The sequence below is a fragment of the Pseudomonas sp. GW823-FHT02F05 genome, from assembly GCF_058797315.1.
On sequence record NZ_JBXAJM010000010.1, the window covers coordinates 57,974 to 74,832 of the forward strand.

Here is a 16,859-nt window from a genome sequence, read left to right on the forward strand (position 1 = left end):
GCATTCCCTGTCGGTTAGCTGAAGGTGTAACGGCTCAAAGGCAGACTGCGGATGCGTTGGCCGGTCAGCTGCGCCACGGCATTCGCCACGGCCGGGGCCACAGCCGGCAACGGCGGTTCGCCGATACCGCCCATTTTTTCTCCGCTTTCGACGATCTTCACGTGTACCTGCGCCATACGCGAAGGCGGCAGCACCGGATAAAGGTCGTAGTTGCGCGCCCTTGGCTTGCCATCCACGTATACCGCTTCCTCCAACAAGGTTTGCGACAGTCCCAAGGCCACGGCACCGTTGACTTGCGCTTGCACAATCGCCGGGTTGACGATGCTGCCCGGGTCAATCGCTTCCCAGATGTGATGAACCTTGACCTGGCCGTTCTCGATCGACACCTCAGCCACCACCGCTGCATGGGAGCCAAACGGCGAGGCCATGGCTACGCCGCGTGCACGGCGGGTGCCGTCTTCGGCGGTGTAGGGCCCACGCTTCCAACCGCCAGACAGCTCGGCGGCCGCTTGCAGCAGGGTGGTCAGGCGCGGGTTGTCGCGCAGCAGGTGCAGGCGCAGTTCATAGGGATCATGGCCGCCTTTGTCGGCCAGTTCGTCCAGGAAGGCTTCGTAGAAAAAGTCATTGAGCGAGTTACCCACCGAGCGCCAATAACCGAGCATGGCCGGGCCTTTGACGTAAATCTGTGCGATGCGTTTGTTGGGTATTGCGTAGCTCTTGCCCGACAACCCTTCCAGGGCAGTAGGGTCGATGGCGTCGCCCTGTTTGCCGGCGATGGCTTCGGTGGGGCCTTCGGTGGCGCTGACCGCTTCGATGGCTACGGGCAGGCCTTTGTCATCCAGCGCGGCGCGGAACTTGACCACGGCGACCGGGCGCAATACATCGCGCACGAACTCTTCTTCACGGCTCCAGATCAGTTTGATCGGCCGGCCCACCGCCTTGGCCAGCGCAATGGCCTGCGGGTAAGGATTTGCCGAGTCATACAGGAAATGCCGGCCGAAAAAACCGCCCAGCAGCGGCGAGTGCAGGGTGACTTGCTCAATGCTCAGACCGGTGCGCTTGGCAATGTCGGCACGGAACATATCCGGCGCCTGGTTAGGCAGCCACACCTCCAGCGTGCCGTCGGGGTTAAAGCGTGCCAGGGCTGAAGGCGGTTCCAACTGGGCATGGTTGAGGTACTGGTTGTGGTAGGTGGCTTCGACGCGGGTCTTGGCGCTGGCCAGTGCACCGGCCACATCGCCTTCGTTTTCGTCATCGCGGGCCGGGCCCTGCTGGGCGGCGAGGAAGTCGCGGTACTTGTCGCTGGAGAAATCCGCTGGCATGGCCCGCACGGTGGAGTCGGCGGCGGCTTCAAGCCACTCCACCTGGATGGCTTCGACGGCCCGCTTGGCATGCCACCAACGTTCAGCTACCACAGCTACGGCGCCGGGCAGGGTGTGAACCGAATGCACGCCTTTCATGGCTTGCACCTGCGCCTGGTTGCGCAGGCTGCCCACGGTCATGCCCAGGCGTGGCGCATGCTGGACGGCGGCATGGAGCATGCCGTCGATTTTCAGGTCGATGGTGTACTGCGCCTTGCCGGTGGATTTGTCATAGGCATCCAGGCGCTTGACCGGCTTGCCGATCCAGCGGAACTGGCTCGGGTCGCGCAGGGTGATGCTGGCCGGGTCGGGCACCGGCATATCCAGGGCGGCACCTGCCAATTCGCCGTAGCCCAGGGAGCGACCGGAAGCGGCGTGCACCACGCGACCGGGCTGTGTGGTCAGCTCGCTGAGCGGTACGCGCAGTTGCTCGGCGCCGGCCTGCATCAGCATCGCGCGGGCGAGGGCGCCGAGGCGCCGCATGGTCGGGTAGCTCATGCGCACCGACATGCTGCCGCCGGTGATGCGCATGCCATTTTCCATCACCACGTAGGCTTCGCCGGGCGGGGCCGCTTCGACGATGAACGTGGCCGGGTCGGCATCCAATTCTTCACCGACGATCTGCGCCATGGCAGTGTGGGTGCCTTGGCCGCCTTCCATGAAAGGGCTGAGCAGGCGCACGCTGCCGTCAGGGCGAATTTCCAGGAAGGCGGGTACCTGGGTTCCACGCTCAGCGGCCGCGCCGGTCGCGGCTTGCACGCGGGAGGTGCCCAGCGGCAAGCCGAAGCCGATCACCAGCGCGCCCACCGCGGTGCTGGCCAGGAAGCGGCGACGGGACAGGTTGATCGGTTCGCCCAGGGTAACGCCGGGAATGATCTCGGTGGTGTTCATCAGGCGGTCTCCTTCCCGGCGGCCAAGGCATCCATGGCGGCATGGATCGCGTTGTAGGTGCCGCAACGGCAGAGGTTGACCATCGCCGCGTCGATCTGCGCCTTGGTCGGCGCGGGGGTATGTTTGAGCAGCGCGGTGGCCGCCATCACCTGCCCGGACTGGCAGTAACCGCATTGCGCTACTTGATGTTCGACCCAGGCCGCCACCACACGCTTGCCCACGTCATCGGCCTCCACGGCCTCGATGGTGGTGATCTCGCGACCGACCACGCCGGCCACGGGCGTCACGCAGGCGCGCACCACGTTGCCGTCCACCAGCACCGAACAGGCGCCGCACTGGGCCAGGCCGCAGCCGTATTTGGTGCCGGTCATGCCCAGGTTGTCACGGATCACCCACAATAACGGGGTGTCGGCTTCGGCATCGACCTGATAGGCCTTTTGGTTGATACGTAATTCCATGCGGGCTCACCTGCTGATCATCGGTTGGTGGTGCTGAGTTCTTATAGGAGCGGTGCGAATGGAAGTCGCCCATCGTCGAACTCTAGACCAACGCGCAAGGGCTATCTATCCGATTGCCCTCAAGTTCAGAGGATCAGGCAAGAATTCAACAGGATTGGGTCACTGTCCTCTGTAGGAGCGAGCTTGCTCGCGAAGATCGCCAACGATAACGCGCGCTATCAGGTTTAACGCGGGGTTCTCGGTTTTTTCGCGAGCAAGCTCGCTCCTACAAGAGCCTTCATCAGCAGCCACCAAATTGAAACCCGCCTGACAGCTTTTCCTTCAAATACCCTACCAATACGGTCACCGACTTGGGCACATGGGGCGAGTAGGGCCGAATGAGGTAAATCTCATCGGCAAACGCGCCTTTGAGTGTCCAGTCCTTCAATACCTGCACCACTTTGCCAGCGGCCAGCGCCGCCTGGGCGCTGAAGTCCGGGAGCAGGGCGATGCCCAGGTGGTTGAGTGCGGCGTCGCGCAAGGCTTCGCTGTTATTGGTGGCGAAGCTGCCGGCGATGGGCACGGTGAGGCGCTCGAGGGGTTGGCTGCCGCGTTCGAAGGTCCAGGCGGGCTGGTCGGTGCCGCGTGGGTAAAACAGGCAGTTGTGGGCCGACAGGTCGCCCGGCTCGCGGGGTTCACCGTGGTGTTGCAGGTAATCATGGGTGGCGACCAGTACCGAGTTGGTGTCGCACAGTTTCCACGCCACGTGGGTTTCGGGCACCTGGAAGCCGTGGCGCACCGCCAGGTCGTAACCCTCGGCGGCCAGTGAGCTCAAGGCATCGGAGACGTCCAGTTGAATACGCACCTGGGGGTACTGCTGCAAAAAGCCGGACAGGTGCGGCACCAGTTGTTGCCGGGCGAAGGCCACGGGGGCGGTCAGGCGCACCAGCCCGCGTATTTCCCCGACCGAGTCGCGCACCGAGGAAAAACTGCGGGCGATCTGCGCATAGGCGCTGCGCACTTCGCGGGCCAATGACAGCCCTGCATCGGTCAGCCGCACGCTGCGGGTGGTGCGCGTCACCAGCCGCGTGCCGGTGGCCTTTTCCAGGTCGGAAATGCGCTGGCTCACCGCTGACTTGCTCACCCCCAGGCGCGCGGCGGCGGCGGTGTAGGTGCCTTGTTCCTCCAGCACTGACAGCCAGTGAATGTGGGTCCACAGCCCTTCGATCTCAGCCTTTTCCATGGGTGTATTGTTCGCATATAAGGACAATAAGTTCTGGATTCTGCTCTGGTTCGGAACAAAGTGAAAGCCTATCGTGTGGACCAACGCTACCCACCTGGATCGACTGCCATGACTGCAACCATCGAGCACTACATCAACGACCAGCGCGTCAGCCGCGATGACCGTTATCAGGACGTCTACAACCCGGCCACCGGTGAAGTCACCGCCCGTGTGGCCCTGGCCAGCCGCCAGACCGTGGCCGAAGCCGTCGCCGCCGCCCAGGCCGCGTTTGCCGGCTGGGCCGACACCCCGCCGATCCGTCGCGCCCGCGTGTTGTTCGAATACCTGCATCTGCTGCGCGAACGCAAGGACGACCTGGCGCGCATCATCGTCGCCGAGCACGGCAAGGTATTCACCGATGCCCAGGGCGAAGTCGACCGTGGCATCGACATTCTCGAATTTGCCTGCGGCATTCCCAACCTGCTCAAGGGCGAACACTCCGACCAGGTCTCCCGTGGCATGGACAACTGGACGATGCGCCAGCCGTTGGGCGTGGTCGCCGGCGTGACGCCGTTCAACTTCCCGGTGATGGTACCGATGTGGATGTACCCCATCGCCATTGCGGCGGGTAACACCTTTATCCTCAAGCCCAGCCCGACTGACCCAAGCGCGTCGCTGTTCATGGCCGAGCTGCTGCATGAAGCCGGCCTGCCCAAAGGTGTGTTCAACGTGGTGCAGGGGGATAAAGAGTCGGTGGACGCGCTGATCGAACACCCGGACGTCAAGGCCGTGAGCTTCGTCGGCTCCACGCCGATTGCCCAGTACATCTACGAGAGCGGCGCCCGCAACGGCAAGCGAGTGCAAGGCCTGGGCGGGGCGAAAAACCATATGGTGGTGATGCCCGACGCCGATATCGAACGCACCGTGGACGCGCTGATGGGCGCCGCCTACGGCAGTGCCGGCGAGCGCTGCATGGCGATCTCGGTGGCGGTGCTGGTAGGCGACGTGGGTGACAAAGTCATTGCCGCCTTGACCGAACGCGCCAAATTGCTGCGCATCACCGATGGCCGCGATCTCAAAGCCGAGATGGGCCCGATCGTGTCGCGGGCCGCGCTGGAACGCATTAGTGGCTACATTGAGCAGGGTGTACAAGCGGGCGCGCAGTTGCTGCTCGATGGCCGTGACTACGTGCCCACCGAGCCCGGCCTGGAAAATGGCTTCTGGCTCGGCGCGACCTTGTTCGACCACGTAACCCAGGACATGAGCATCTACCGCGAAGAAATCTTCGGCCCGGTGCTGGCCTGTGTACGGGTCAACGATTTTGCCGAGGCAGTGAAGCTGGTCAACGACCACGAGTTCGGCAACGGCGTCAGCTGCTTCACCCGCGATGGCAACATTGCTCGTGAGTTTGCGCGGCGCATCGAAGTGGGCATGGTCGGTATCAACGTGCCGATCCCGGTGCCTATGGCCTGGCACGGGTTTGGTGGCTGGAAGAAGAGCCTGTTCGGCGACATGCATGCCTACGGCACCGAGGGTGTACGTTTTTACACCAAGCAGAAGTCGATCATGCAGCGCTGGTCGGAGAGCATCGAGCAGGGCGCGGAGTTTGCGATGCCGGTGTCGAGATAATCGGTACAGCCAAATTACTGAAATTTACCTTGGCGCCCGTTTCCGGGCGCTCCTTGCACAAGCAGGCAAGATGTTACAGCCTAGCCTTACCATTGGTCATAGGCTGTAACGTCGCCCTCCTGATTGCTGGCGTGCGGTACGCTCGATCAAGTACCACGAACTTTGTCTGTCAAGAATATCTAAGTAAAGCATGTCACGAATCTGTCCCGCAGAAAGGTACCCGTTTCTGATTTCATCAGGGGTAGGCGCAACTGCCTCGAGGACAGCTCGAGGATTGATGCCCTGCCGACGAAGACTTGATGGTAAAACACCGGGCTCGTTCCCGGCCCAGATTCGCCTCACCGCACTGATATAGTTGGGAGCACGTTCTGGTGCTACCGGTAAGGCGTGTAGTGCAGGGCGAGAGTGAGTGACCACTGCCTGATTCATTTGGCGTGAAGTAGCAGACAAGTTGGCCAAGGCTCTGCCGGGCAATTGATTGAAAATATTTTCCAGCACATGTTCCGGCATGCCGCTCAAGGTAGCATTCGGTCCGCCCCTCAGCGCTCCTCCTTGCACTTCCAACCTGGGTACCCCTCCTGCTGACTGCAGGTTTTGCTGCCAACGACCCACAAATTGACCCAGTTTCGCTGCGGCTTTCCAGGCGAGAGGCGCCAATGCGGTGACGCCTGAGGCTATTCCTGTGGCAAAGGACAGTGCACCCAGTATGGACGCGGCTTCGGAATTACCCGAAGCCTCCAGTAGAAACGAAGCGACACCGGTGGTGGTCGCTACCACTCCCAGTGCCATTGACGTTACCGCCAATGCGCCACTTGTCGTGAGTGCCGCCAGCCCACCCGCCATTACTCCGGCAACGACGGGCGCCGCTGTTCCGAATGAGGCGGCCGTCGCTAGTACGCCTATCAACAACCCTGCGCCAGCCAAGAACCATTTCCAGAAGCTATGCCCATCCGGGTCGACTCGGTTGAGCGGGTCACCGGCGCAATAAGCGTAACGGTTGAGTCCACCCCTACCGAATGGACTTTCATTGTCGGGTGCCAAGAACATCATAAGGTGAGGGTCGTAGGGTCGATAGCTGCCCAGCAAATAGCCACCTTCTACCAGTCCACGGGGCTCTCCGGCGTAGCCTAGGCGGCTTTTTCCGCTGCCCATGTCCGCCCCATGGGCGGTGTAGCGCACGCGGCGGATCTGCTGATCGTTTTCAACCTGCACCGTGCCTTGACCATCGCAGCCTGTCAGCAAGACCTCGCGTACAGCCTGGGCCATCGTATTCTGGGCAAACACGAAGGTGTCGTCGCGTAGTAACGATAATGCGTCGTCCGACCGGGAGCCGCGTGTACTGATCAGCCGATCACCCTGATAGAACCAGAGCGTCTTAACCCCATTCTGTGTAGTTTGCGTGGCTCTGCCCAGCGGGTCGTATTGATAATCGTATTGACCGTTGCCGCTGATCACTGCGCTGAGTCGCCCCTCTGCGTCCCATTTCAGCTCGCGGCCAAGACCGTCGCGTACCAGACGCCCATCGGCGTCGTACTCCAATGTCAGTGTCTGGGGGGCAGGGTAGGTATGTGTGATGGTAATGGGGCGGTCGGGGGCGGCGCAGTCGTAGGTGAACACCATGACATCGCAATTGCCGTCCGTGTAGGTCGTGGTGACTTGTTCGTAGCCGTCCAGGGCGTTAAACGTGAACGTTTGCTGGCTTATAGGCTGGCCGGTGCGCGGATCTTCGGGGCCCTCAGGGCCAGTCACCGATACTTCTACCAGCCTTGCACGCGCGTCATATTGAAATACCTCTTCGCTCAGCAGGTGGTTTTCTTCCTGCCAACGGCGGCTCGCCAGTTGGTCGCGCCCTGTCCACGTCAAAGTCTGGGTCAGTTGACGATGGTTATCGCCGACCCAGGTACGTGAAACTTCCCGTTCAAACTCATCATAGTGGAGGATCTGTTTGAGAGACTGGGTAGGGCCTTGTGTGATGTATTGGCTGACGCGGCCGAATGTGTCGTAGGTAATTTGCAGTTCAACAGCTCCCAGTACCTGGCGCTCCGGACGGCCGTAAACGTCATAGAACGTTTGGTGTTCTGCGCCGTTGGAATCCGTAAACGACACGTGCCGTCCCTCCAATGAGTGCGTCCAATCCGTGCTATGCACTTGACCGTCCAGGCACAACTGTTCGGACAATAAGCGCCCGTTATTGGAGTACTGCCAAGTCAATGTGCCGAAGGGGCTCTGTGCTTGTGTTATCTGGCCGGACTTGAAGTCGTATTGAAAAGTGCTGTCCTGACTATCGCCGGGCGACAGTCGGGTCAATTGATTTTCAAGCATCGGTTCATAGGCATATGCCATGGAACGACCACTGCTGCTGGTTCGAGAGGCGGGCAGCTTCTGACCCTCGTTATAGTTGAGACATTCCTTGCGGCTACCGATGGTGCGGCTGACTGGACGACCGATGCCATCATAGGTCTGCTTGCCTAGTGGCAAGGGTGTGAGGCCGATGGGTTTCAACGTAATGCTAACCGGATGATCCGCATCGCTATGCGGGGCGAATGCCCACTCAACCTCGCTGCCGTCTTCCAACCGACGGCGGGTAATACGTCCATATACATCGTAGTGCGTCTGCGTCTGCACACTGGTCTCGCCCGGCACGTTGACCGTATGGGACAAGGGACGATGAAGCCCGTCGTGGGTCCAGGTTTCACTGCGCAGTATTTCATCGTTGCGAGCAAGCGACGTCATGCTGAGCACCTCGCCGGCACTGCCGCGTACTATCCGGGTTTTCGCAGTCACCAGGCCGTCCCGGCTTTCTCGCCAAATGTCGCTTGTCAGTGTGATGGGGTTGGCTTGAGTGTGCTCGAGCGTGCCGTCCGGGTATCTGATCGTGCTCACTTGGCCCCAGTCATCGAACTCATAACTGGTGGTGAGACTCAACGACTGTTCCCTTCCGGCAAACCAGTCCTGAGTGGTCTCTTGTAACAACTGTCCTTCGACGTTATAAACGCCTCGCCAGGTTTCCCGAAAGACCTGGCCGGTGATCAGGTCGTCACGCCGCTCCTCGCGCACTCGGCGCCCGGCGCCATCGAGATAGATACGTCTTTGCTGGCCTGCCAGATCGGTTTCTTCTGCCATGACGGCGTGTTGGCGATAGCGGCCCGCGAGCACATAGCGACACGTGGCGCTGGCTTCGAACTCAGTGCCGGGTGCTACCGTGCTGCGAATGACACGACCCAGGGCGTCATATTCATAAAGGGTTTCCAAACCCTCTTCGCGATTGCTTAGCGTCAACCCCAAAAGACTGTCCCGGGTGACGTGTTCGGTTGATGTATAGCTACCGTCATGGCCGGTAACCCTAATGTGGGTCGTCAGTGCGGTGGCGGTCAGAGTCCGATGGTAATCGGTGGTGGTGATGAGTCCTTGAATCTGCGTCTGTGATTGAGTCACCTGGGCGAAGAAAGGACTGTCGATGACGGTGTCATAACACTGGGTGGTGTGACCGATCACAACCAGGCCACCTGCGGTGACGCTAAACGCCTCTTCCGACACGACGACCCACTGCAAGTGATCATCCGATTGGCGTCGCGGCAGCTGTTCATATCGGTAGTGCGTTTGCGTTATCGGCGCGCCGCCCGTTCCGCCAGAGTTTACGGATGCGGGCGTCACGATATGGTGTTGTATCCAGCGGACAAACATTTCCGTGTCGGCAACATCCTGCGTGCCACCCAACGGGTAATAAACCCACTGCTCCACTCGGCCATCGGCATGGCGCTGTTCAAGGGTATTACCGTAATTGTCGTAGGTTGTTTGAGAGGTCTCTTCGCGCGCATCTTGCGCGTCTTCGTAGCGCTTGGTGACTTGAGTGGGTAGCTGACACCAGGCTGGCTGAGCCTCCCAGCCCAGCGTCGGATCCTCACCATAGTCGGTGGTTGTCGTCACTGTCTTGCCGTTGCGCTGCACACGCTCTCGTGTCAGCAGATGGAATCGGTTCCAGGTCCGCTCGGTTTCTGACAGCACTAGCCCGGTATCGCTGTGCAACGTCTCCAGGCATGTATAGCTATATGACTCGGTGCGATAGAGATTGTCTTCTCCATCACGCCAGCCTCCTGGCAGGTCGGCGCCGTTACCGAGGAAGTTGGTGCTGCCCACCCATGTATAGGTTCGCGAGTTCGCAGGTTGACCCGCCCCAGGATCATGCCGATGCGCTGTCACACGGGGCAGCGAGGATAAAGGCGCGCCGGGTGGAAGTTGGTGGCCCTCGGTACCGGTGGCATACCACACCTCATCCTCGCTGCCCAAGGGGCCAGTCAGTCTGACGGGAAACAGCAATCCGTCGTGCTCGTCATAACTGAAGGTCCAGCGGCTGTCGTTGTCCGGCAGGATCAGTGTGCTGAGTTGGTCGCCGCTCAGGTGTAGCCTGTAGACACTTTTGGCGGCATCGTCTGGAAAAAGTTGAATCTGGAACTCGTCGATGGTGTCCCGAACAACTCGCAGCACCGCGCGCTGTTCATCGCGAATTTCAGCGAGGACATAACGCCCACTGCCATGGGGCAACCAGTCCAGAAATACCTGGCGCCCTTCAGCAGAGCGTATTTCCTGGGGCAGGGCCAAGCCGCTGTCGCCCTGAACGACCAGCCACTGGGTTTCGCCATCTTTGTACTCGACGCGAAAGCGGCGGCCGTCCGGTCCTTCCTGAATCACGCGGAAATTCAATAGCTTCTGGTCGATGAATACCAATTGACCTTGGTCGACGAATGTCGTCGCTTGACGATCGAGGCTGAAGCTTTCTCCCGTCGTCAACTGCAAGCGCCCGGCGGGCAAGTCCAGTTCAGACATTGCCAGCATCCAGCCACGCCCGAATCCAAAATCTGTGTGGGACGACAGTGGGCTGAACAGCAACCTGAACGACACGGAAGGGCCGGACTGATGATTGGCCTGGAGTTCCGGCAGGGCGATGTGGAGAGTGAGCTGGCCGGTGCGAGCATCGACGCCGTTGCTGACGTGACTCAGGAAATTACCGGCCTGTGTGTAAAGACCGCCTGTTTTCAAGCGGATTGAAGAAGCGCTGTCCATGCCCGAAACTCCTGATGATGAGAGGAGACCTGTGAGGGAAAATCACAACAACACCAACTCCAAGCGGCCAGTCGGCGTTCGGTCTTTGAATGCAATATTCAATAGGTGCTCGTTGCCGTACGTGTCGATGGCGCGCAGCTGACAAGGGCCGCCTTGATTGATCGCACTTTCACTGTGGTAGGGAATATTGTTGCCGCCCTGCAGCACCACAGTCACATGGCCTCTTCTTGGACGCGCAACCGTAGTGGCAGGGGAAAACTCCGAGCCGAGTTTAATCGCTGTGTTGTAATTGACGTTGGGCTCGCCCGGTGCGGCGTATCCGACATGGGAGGCCCGCGTGACCGTGTTGTCGCGGTCAACCCATTGAATCATTCCCATGGGGCTCATACCTGTTACCGAGAGTAATTCGACCACGGGCATCTGCACATTCTTTCCAGCGAGTTGGTACTCCCAGGTGAATAAATCGCTGTTGGGGTTGCCCGCGACCAAGTCTCGATTGAACGTGTAGTTGTCAGGGATACTAAAGTGCGGAATTTCTGCCGTTCTAAGGTCGACATACGATTTGAACGTAGCATCTATTGCGGTGTTGTAAGTAACAGGCCCTTGCGCGGTGTGCTGGGTGATTTGTGCATACAATCGGACCGATGCTCCCGTGGGAGCACGGCTCAGGATATAAAAATCTTTTTGAAAGAAATTGACATTCTCAGGCTCTTTTTGAGTAGGCGGTGGGCTGACAGCGCTCGTTGGATAAGGCAGGTACTGATTTTTCGTTTGGGAATAGAACCATTCACTGCCGTCGTCACCTCCGGGTAATATTGGGAAGAGTTCGTTTTTACGGGTGGTAATACACACGCTCTCTAATTCATCGTCAGAAATGGTCTGGCCTGTTCTGGGAGCAATGATCAATGTCACCAATACTTGTTGACGGGCGTTGGGATAGAGCAGCGCCGACAAACTGGTCAAATTTATTTCGAATCGGCTCAGCCAATTATTGGAGGCGCGGAGGGTTTGTTCAGTCATGCTATTCACCGTGAGTGTATGGGCTACTGAAATGACGTGGTATTCACGTTTCGAAGGAGTCCTGAAAGATGTTGACCGGCGCTTCCTCTATGCGAAGACTGTATCTCGTGCTGTCATTTTCTGGATCTAATAACGCCACACTTGTTTTAAATCGTTGCGAGTTACCAAAAGCGTCAAAAGTGGTAAATTCTTTAGAAGAATTTCTAACAAGGCTGTTACTTGTTGGCACCACGCCTGAAACCACGAATACCAACCTATCGGTGCTTGGCTTGAAGTAACCATTTTCTCTCAGCCATTGACCAGCTTGGTTATTCCAGTTCGAAGGGTAGGCATACCAGAGAAAGTTCGGCTTGTCGGGTTCGCGGACGCCGACCAGAAGGGAGAAGTAGGCCTTTCCAGAACCATGACGGAGATCGTATATGTTCCAAGTAAACCATTCATCGTCATGTTCAACGTGTTTAATCGCAATGGCCCTTGCGGTGCCGGGCAAGTTAAATCCGATGTAATGGTTGTAGGTATACCAATACTGGCTGTGATAACGCACTTGTTCGACTGCTTCTACCAAGCCGCCATTTCCCGCAGTGTAATAGTTCTGCGTTACTGACCTAAGATAGACGGAACTGTAGAAACGACCATTCTGCCCGGCGCCGCCATAAGACACATCCTCGTTACGGCTGGTGTAATCAACGCTCGTACCGGGTAAACGGACACGTACGGCGAATCGGTCTACTATGCCCCCGGGGTTTGCGTCATTGGTCAAGTATCGTTTAAATACTTTTCGTTGGGTTTGTGTACCGTCCGGAGAGTAAAGAGTGAGCGGTTCCGGTTTTGGCGCAGGCAAGAACTGACTCGGCGCCACGCTTTCCGGCCTGTAGGATTGCGGAGGGGGTGATGAGTCAATTTCTTGAACAGTGAAACTTTCATCAAACGGTAAATAGCCTTTTTCATGCGGGCCGGTTTTTGCAGGCCAGCGACCTCGCAGGGCGATGAACGGAATGATTTCGACCGTTGTTCCATCGGGTACGACGGTCACTTGTCCATGTTCATCTCGCGCCTCCAGCGTAATCAAAAATTCGGAAACCTGGCGCCGGTTGTTATAAAGCCGGGCGGTAGCATTTTCTCTTCCTTGAAACTGCTGCTGTTCAAGCAGCAAGTAGCTGATGGTCCTTGCGGAACCTGCGTTCATTGGGTATCCGCCGCCAGGCATGTCGATTTCAGTTAACGGAGTATCGCTCATGATTTAATCATCCAATTCGAACTGACTTAAGGTTCATCACCAAGCCAATCAGATCGGAGAGGGGGTGCAGCGTCTACCTGTCAATATTGACAGTCGCGACGAGTGGTATATGCGCATGGCTTGCGAGAGTCGGCTGCTCTGCGTGTCAAACGTCCTGTTGATTTAAAGTACGATAAAGTCCAATATGGATTTTGCAGTATGTGTGATCTTCCGTTTTGACATTCTTGCCAAACCAACAACAACTTGCGAGAACCCCTCCATGAAGAAACGCCATCTCCTTCCCGCCCTGGCCCTGAGCCTGTTTGCCGCCAGCCACCTGCTGGCCGCCGAGAAAACCCTGCGTATTGGCATTGAGGCCGCTTACCCACCGTTCGCCTCCAAAACCGGTGACGGCAAGATCGTGGGGTTCGACTACGACATTGGCAACGCCCTGTGTACGCAAATGAAGGTCAAGTGCGTGTGGATCGAAGGGGAGTTCGACGGGCTGATTCCGTCCCTCAAGGTCAAGAAGATCGACATGGCGTTGTCGTCCATGACCATCAACGAAGACCGCAAGAAGTCGGTGGATTTCACCCACAAGTACTACTTCACCTCGTCGCGCCTGGTGATGAAGGACGGCGCCGTGGTGGATGACCAGTACGCCAGCCTCAAGGGCAAGAACGTTGGTGTACAGCGCGCAACGACTACCGACCGGTATGCCACCGAGGTGTTTGAGCCCAAGGGCATCAACGTCAAGCGCTACAGCAATAACGAAGAAATCTACATGGACCTGGCAGCGGGGCGCCTGGATGCGATCTTTGCCGACACCATTCCCCTGAGCGACTTCCTGTCGATGCCGCGCGGGCAGGGTTATGCCTTTGTCGGCCCGGAGCTCAAAGACCCGAAATACGTGGGTGAGGGGGCCGGCATCGCAGTACGCAAGGGTAATGGCGAGTTGGTCAGCGAATTGAATGCGGCCATCGACGGCATTCGCGCCAGCGGCGAATACCAGAAGATTTCACAGCAGTACTTCAAGGCCGATATCTACGGCGACTGATTCTAGCGGATCGAACTCTTGTAGGAGCGAGCTTGCTCGCGAAGAACTCTCAGGCACCGCGTTTACCCAGAATGCACGCGTTATCGTTAAAGTTCTTCGCGAGCAAGCTCGCTCCTACAACTGATCAGGCCTTCAATTCCTTCAAATGCTTGTAGACCGTCGCCCGCCCCATGCCCAGCACATTGGCCACATAGTTGGAGGCGCTCTTGCCCTTGAAGGCTCCCTCAGCATGCAGCGCCAGCACCAGTTCGCGTTTGTGGTCGCGGGTCAACAGGTTCAGGCTCAACTGACGCTCGCGCAGCCAGGCATGCAGGAAGGTGTTGATGCGTTCCTGCCAGTCATCACGGAACAGCGCGTCCGGCTGTGCGATCAGCTTGCTTGGCGACAGGAATAAATCCAGCGCCGCCTTGGCCGTTTCGAACATTGAAATATTCAGGTTGATGCACAACACAGCCAGCCTGCGCCCTTTGTGGTCGTGCAGCACGGTGCTCAGGCTGCGGATTTTCTGGCCGTCCCAGTTGAGCTTTTCGTAAGGGCCGATATTCACCTCGCTGACGTCGCCGTCGAGCATGTCCTCCAGGGACGAGTCGTCACCCAGGCTGCGTTTGGACAGGTTATTGGCGATGTAATCCACGGTTTGCGTGCGCAGGTCATGCAGCACCACTTCTGCATGGGGAAAGAACAACGTAGCGATTGCATCGGCAATCGCGCGAAAGTTCTGCATGACCTTGTCTTGTTCAGCGGTGTTCATCAATGGGGCTCCAGGCGGACCGGTGAGAGCATACCAGCGTCCAGGCCGAACCGGGTCAGTGCCTCCGGCAGCGGTTCGCCGCGCACCAGAGCGGCGCTTGCCTGGCCCATGGCGGGTGAGGTCTGGATACCATAGCCGCCTTGCGCTGCCACCCAGAACAGCCCCGGTACTTGCGGGTCAAAGCCCGACAGCAAATCACCGTCCTGCACAAAACTGCGCAGCCCGGCCCAGGTGCGCGTGGGGCGGCGGATGGTCAGGGTGGTGGCTTCCTCGATCTGGTAAATGCCCATGGCAATATCCAGCTCTTCGGGTTGCACATCCTGGGGTTCTACCGGGTCGGCGTTGGCCGGTGAGCCGAGGAACATGCCGGCATCCGGTTTCATGTAGAACGCTTCGTCGAGGGCTACCAGCATCGGCCAGTCGTGGCTGTCCATGCCCTCGGGGCCGGCAAAGACAAAGGCCGAGCGGCGCTTGGGCTGCAAGCCGATGGACGCTGCGCCCGCCAGCCCGCCGATATGGTCGGCCCAGGCACCGGCGGCGTTGATGATGACCGGCGCGGTGAAGGTCGCATCCTGGGTGCGCACCTGCCACAGGCCGTCGGCGTCGCGGCTCAAGCCCAGCACATGGCTGTCGGTGCGCACTTCGCCCTGGTTGCGGCGGATACCGCGCAGGTAGCCTTGATGCAGGGCGTCGGTGTCGATGTCACAGGCGGTAGGGTCGTAGATTGCCCCGTGGACTTTTTCACGGCGCAGGATCGGCAAGCGTGCACAGGCTTCATCGACCGTCAGGCGCTGCACCTGCTCTACGGTCGCCTTGGCGCTCAGGTACTGGCTGTCTAGTTCGGCCGGGTCACCGTTGAAATCAACGGTCATTTCGCCCCGGGGCGTCAGCAGGGGATGTTCGCAGAAGCCTGCGGGTGGCTGGTCGAAGAAGGCCCGGCTGGCCAAGGTCAGCGCGCGTACTTGCGGGGTGCCGTACGCGGCGGTGTAGAGCGCTGCCGAACGCCCGGTGGAGTGATAGGCCGGGTGGTTTTCACGCTCAAGCACCAACACCTTGCCGTGCTGCGACAACCAGAACCCGGTGGACGCGCCGGCAATGCCGCCGCCGATAATGATGAAGTCTGCCTGGCTCATGGAGATCTCCTGAAATAAGCATTGTAGGCGCGTGCGTGCTCGCGAAAAACGTTGACGATAACGCGCCGATTCTGTGTGACCGCAGTGCCTGTGAGGTCTTGGCGAGCAAGCTCGCTCCTACAGTCGATACAGGGCATTGGCCAGGGCGATGTCTTCCAGGCCCAGGCCGATGGAGCGGAAAAAGACGTGACGATCGTAGTCGGGGCGCTGGGCCATGTCGCTGAACAACTCGGGCAGGTCGCCGACAATCGTGCGTTTGTCCCAGCCGTGCTGTTCGCTGGCGATCAGCATCTCACCGGCCGAATCCGGAGTGGTCTGGCGGTAGTCGCAGAACACGTGCATCTGGTTGAGGCAATGTGGCGGTACTTCATGGGCACGTGGCGCATTGGTGCTGATGGAGGTAATCAGCGCGGGTTTGCTCAGGCGCGAGGGGTCGATGACCGGCCCGGCGGACGAGGTGCACAGCAGGATCACATCCGCGTCTTCCAGGGCGGCCTCACAACTTGAGACGAGGCTCAGGCGCGGGTCCAGGCTGGTCAACTGCGCACGCGTCTCGGCGCTGGCGCTGCCCAGGCTTGGCGAGTACAGGCGGATCTGCTGCCAGTCGCGCAGGTTCTGCACATAACGCAGGTGCGCCTGGGCGACCTTGCCGCTGCCGATGATCGCCAGGCGTTGCGCCGCCGCCGGTGCCAGCGCATCCACTGCCAAAGCCGTGGCGGCGGCGGTGCGTGCAGTGGTCAATTCAGCGGCATCGCACAACAGCAATGGCTGGCCGCTGTGCATCGACATCAATAAGGTCCAGGCCGTCACCAAAGGGCCCTGATCACGCACGATATAGGGGGAGGTCTTGACCCCGTACACGCCGTCTCCGGCCAGTACGCCCAGGTAGTTGATGAAATCCCCGGCGCCTTGAGGAAATTCCACCAGCTGTTGCGCCGGCTGTACCGCTTGCCCGGCGGCGAGGTCGCGGAACAGTTTGCGCAGGATCGCGGGTACATCGACTTGAGCCAATAAAGTACGGGCCTGGGCCTGGTCGATGACGAGGGGCGTCGTGGACATGGGGTTCTCCGGATAAACTAAT

11 protein-coding genes are annotated in these 16,859 nt (G+C 59.3%); 2 read left to right on the forward strand and 9 right to left on the reverse strand.

Annotated elements, in window-relative coordinates; translation table 11 throughout:
- Positions 1–14: 14 nt before the first annotated feature.
- The 3 genes from AC1RAC_RS13800 to AC1RAC_RS13810 all read right to left on the reverse strand — a co-directional run bounded on the left by AC1RAC_RS13800 (position 15) and on the right by AC1RAC_RS13810 (position 3,932).
- Entirely contained in the window at positions 15–2,252 is a 2,238-nt protein-coding gene (locus AC1RAC_RS13800; protein ID WP_054895689.1) for a xanthine dehydrogenase family protein molybdopterin-binding subunit, read from the reverse strand.
- Positions 2,252–2,710, reverse strand: a complete 459-nt coding sequence (locus tag AC1RAC_RS13805; RefSeq protein WP_014718046.1) for a (2Fe-2S)-binding protein — start codon at positions 2,708–2,710, stop codon at positions 2,252–2,254. Before AC1RAC_RS13805 ends, AC1RAC_RS13800 begins: the two co-directional genes overlap by 1 nt.
- Positions 2,711–2,990: 280 nt before the next feature.
- Complete coding sequence (locus AC1RAC_RS13810) at positions 2,991–3,932, reverse strand: LysR family transcriptional regulator (RefSeq protein ID WP_057978049.1); 942 nt, start codon at positions 3,930–3,932, stop codon at positions 2,991–2,993.
- Between the two features lie 108 nt (positions 3,933–4,040).
- On the opposite strand from AC1RAC_RS13810, the gene AC1RAC_RS13815 reads away from it, so the two are divergent.
- Complete coding sequence (locus AC1RAC_RS13815) at positions 4,041–5,540, forward strand: CoA-acylating methylmalonate-semialdehyde dehydrogenase (RefSeq protein ID WP_054895686.1); 1,500 nt, start codon at positions 4,041–4,043, stop codon at positions 5,538–5,540.
- A 96-nt stretch (positions 5,541–5,636) separates the two neighbouring features.
- Here AC1RAC_RS13815 and AC1RAC_RS13820 read toward each other — a convergent pair whose 3' ends face one another.
- Genes AC1RAC_RS13820 through AC1RAC_RS13830 form a run of 3 tightly spaced genes read right to left on the reverse strand, consistent with a single transcriptional unit; the run spans position 5,637 to position 12,858 of the window.
- Positions 5,637–10,601: an RHS repeat-associated core domain-containing protein gene (locus AC1RAC_RS13820; protein ID WP_492616658.1), complete on the reverse strand. Its 4,965-nt coding sequence runs from the start codon at positions 10,599–10,601 to the stop codon at positions 5,637–5,639.
- A gap of 42 nt (positions 10,602–10,643) precedes the next feature.
- Positions 10,644–11,621: a hypothetical protein gene (locus tag AC1RAC_RS13825; protein WP_492616659.1), complete on the reverse strand. Its 978-nt coding sequence runs from the start codon at positions 11,619–11,621 to the stop codon at positions 10,644–10,646.
- A gap of 43 nt (positions 11,622–11,664) precedes the next feature.
- Complete coding sequence (locus tag AC1RAC_RS13830; protein ID WP_181124153.1) at positions 11,665–12,858, reverse strand: hypothetical protein; 1,194 nt, start codon at positions 12,856–12,858, stop codon at positions 11,665–11,667.
- A 259-nt stretch (positions 12,859–13,117) separates the two neighbouring features.
- Between AC1RAC_RS13830 and AC1RAC_RS13835 the strand changes: the two genes are divergently transcribed.
- A complete protein-coding gene (locus tag AC1RAC_RS13835) occupies positions 13,118–13,894 on the forward strand; it encodes an ABC transporter substrate-binding protein (RefSeq protein ID WP_057978047.1) in 777 nt (258 codons plus the stop codon).
- Positions 13,895–14,018: 124 nt separating this feature from the next.
- On the opposite strand, the gene AC1RAC_RS13840 is transcribed toward AC1RAC_RS13835, so the two are convergent.
- The 3 genes from AC1RAC_RS13840 to AC1RAC_RS13850 all read right to left on the reverse strand — a co-directional run bounded on the left by AC1RAC_RS13840 (position 14,019) and on the right by AC1RAC_RS13850 (position 16,837).
- Positions 14,019–14,645, reverse strand: a complete 627-nt coding sequence (locus tag AC1RAC_RS13840; protein WP_161906660.1) for a helix-turn-helix transcriptional regulator — start codon at positions 14,643–14,645, stop codon at positions 14,019–14,021.
- Entirely contained in the window at positions 14,645–15,778 is a 1,134-nt protein-coding gene (locus AC1RAC_RS13845) for an NAD(P)/FAD-dependent oxidoreductase (protein ID WP_072448524.1), read from the reverse strand. The genes AC1RAC_RS13840 and AC1RAC_RS13845 overlap by 1 nt, the downstream gene beginning before the upstream one ends.
- Positions 15,779–15,895: 117 nt before the next feature.
- The gene (locus AC1RAC_RS13850) at positions 15,896–16,837 is read right to left on the reverse strand and encodes an ornithine cyclodeaminase family protein (RefSeq protein ID WP_252950242.1); all 942 of its coding nucleotides are present in this window, start codon (positions 16,835–16,837) and stop codon (positions 15,896–15,898) included.
- Positions 16,838–16,859: the final 22 nt, after the last annotated feature.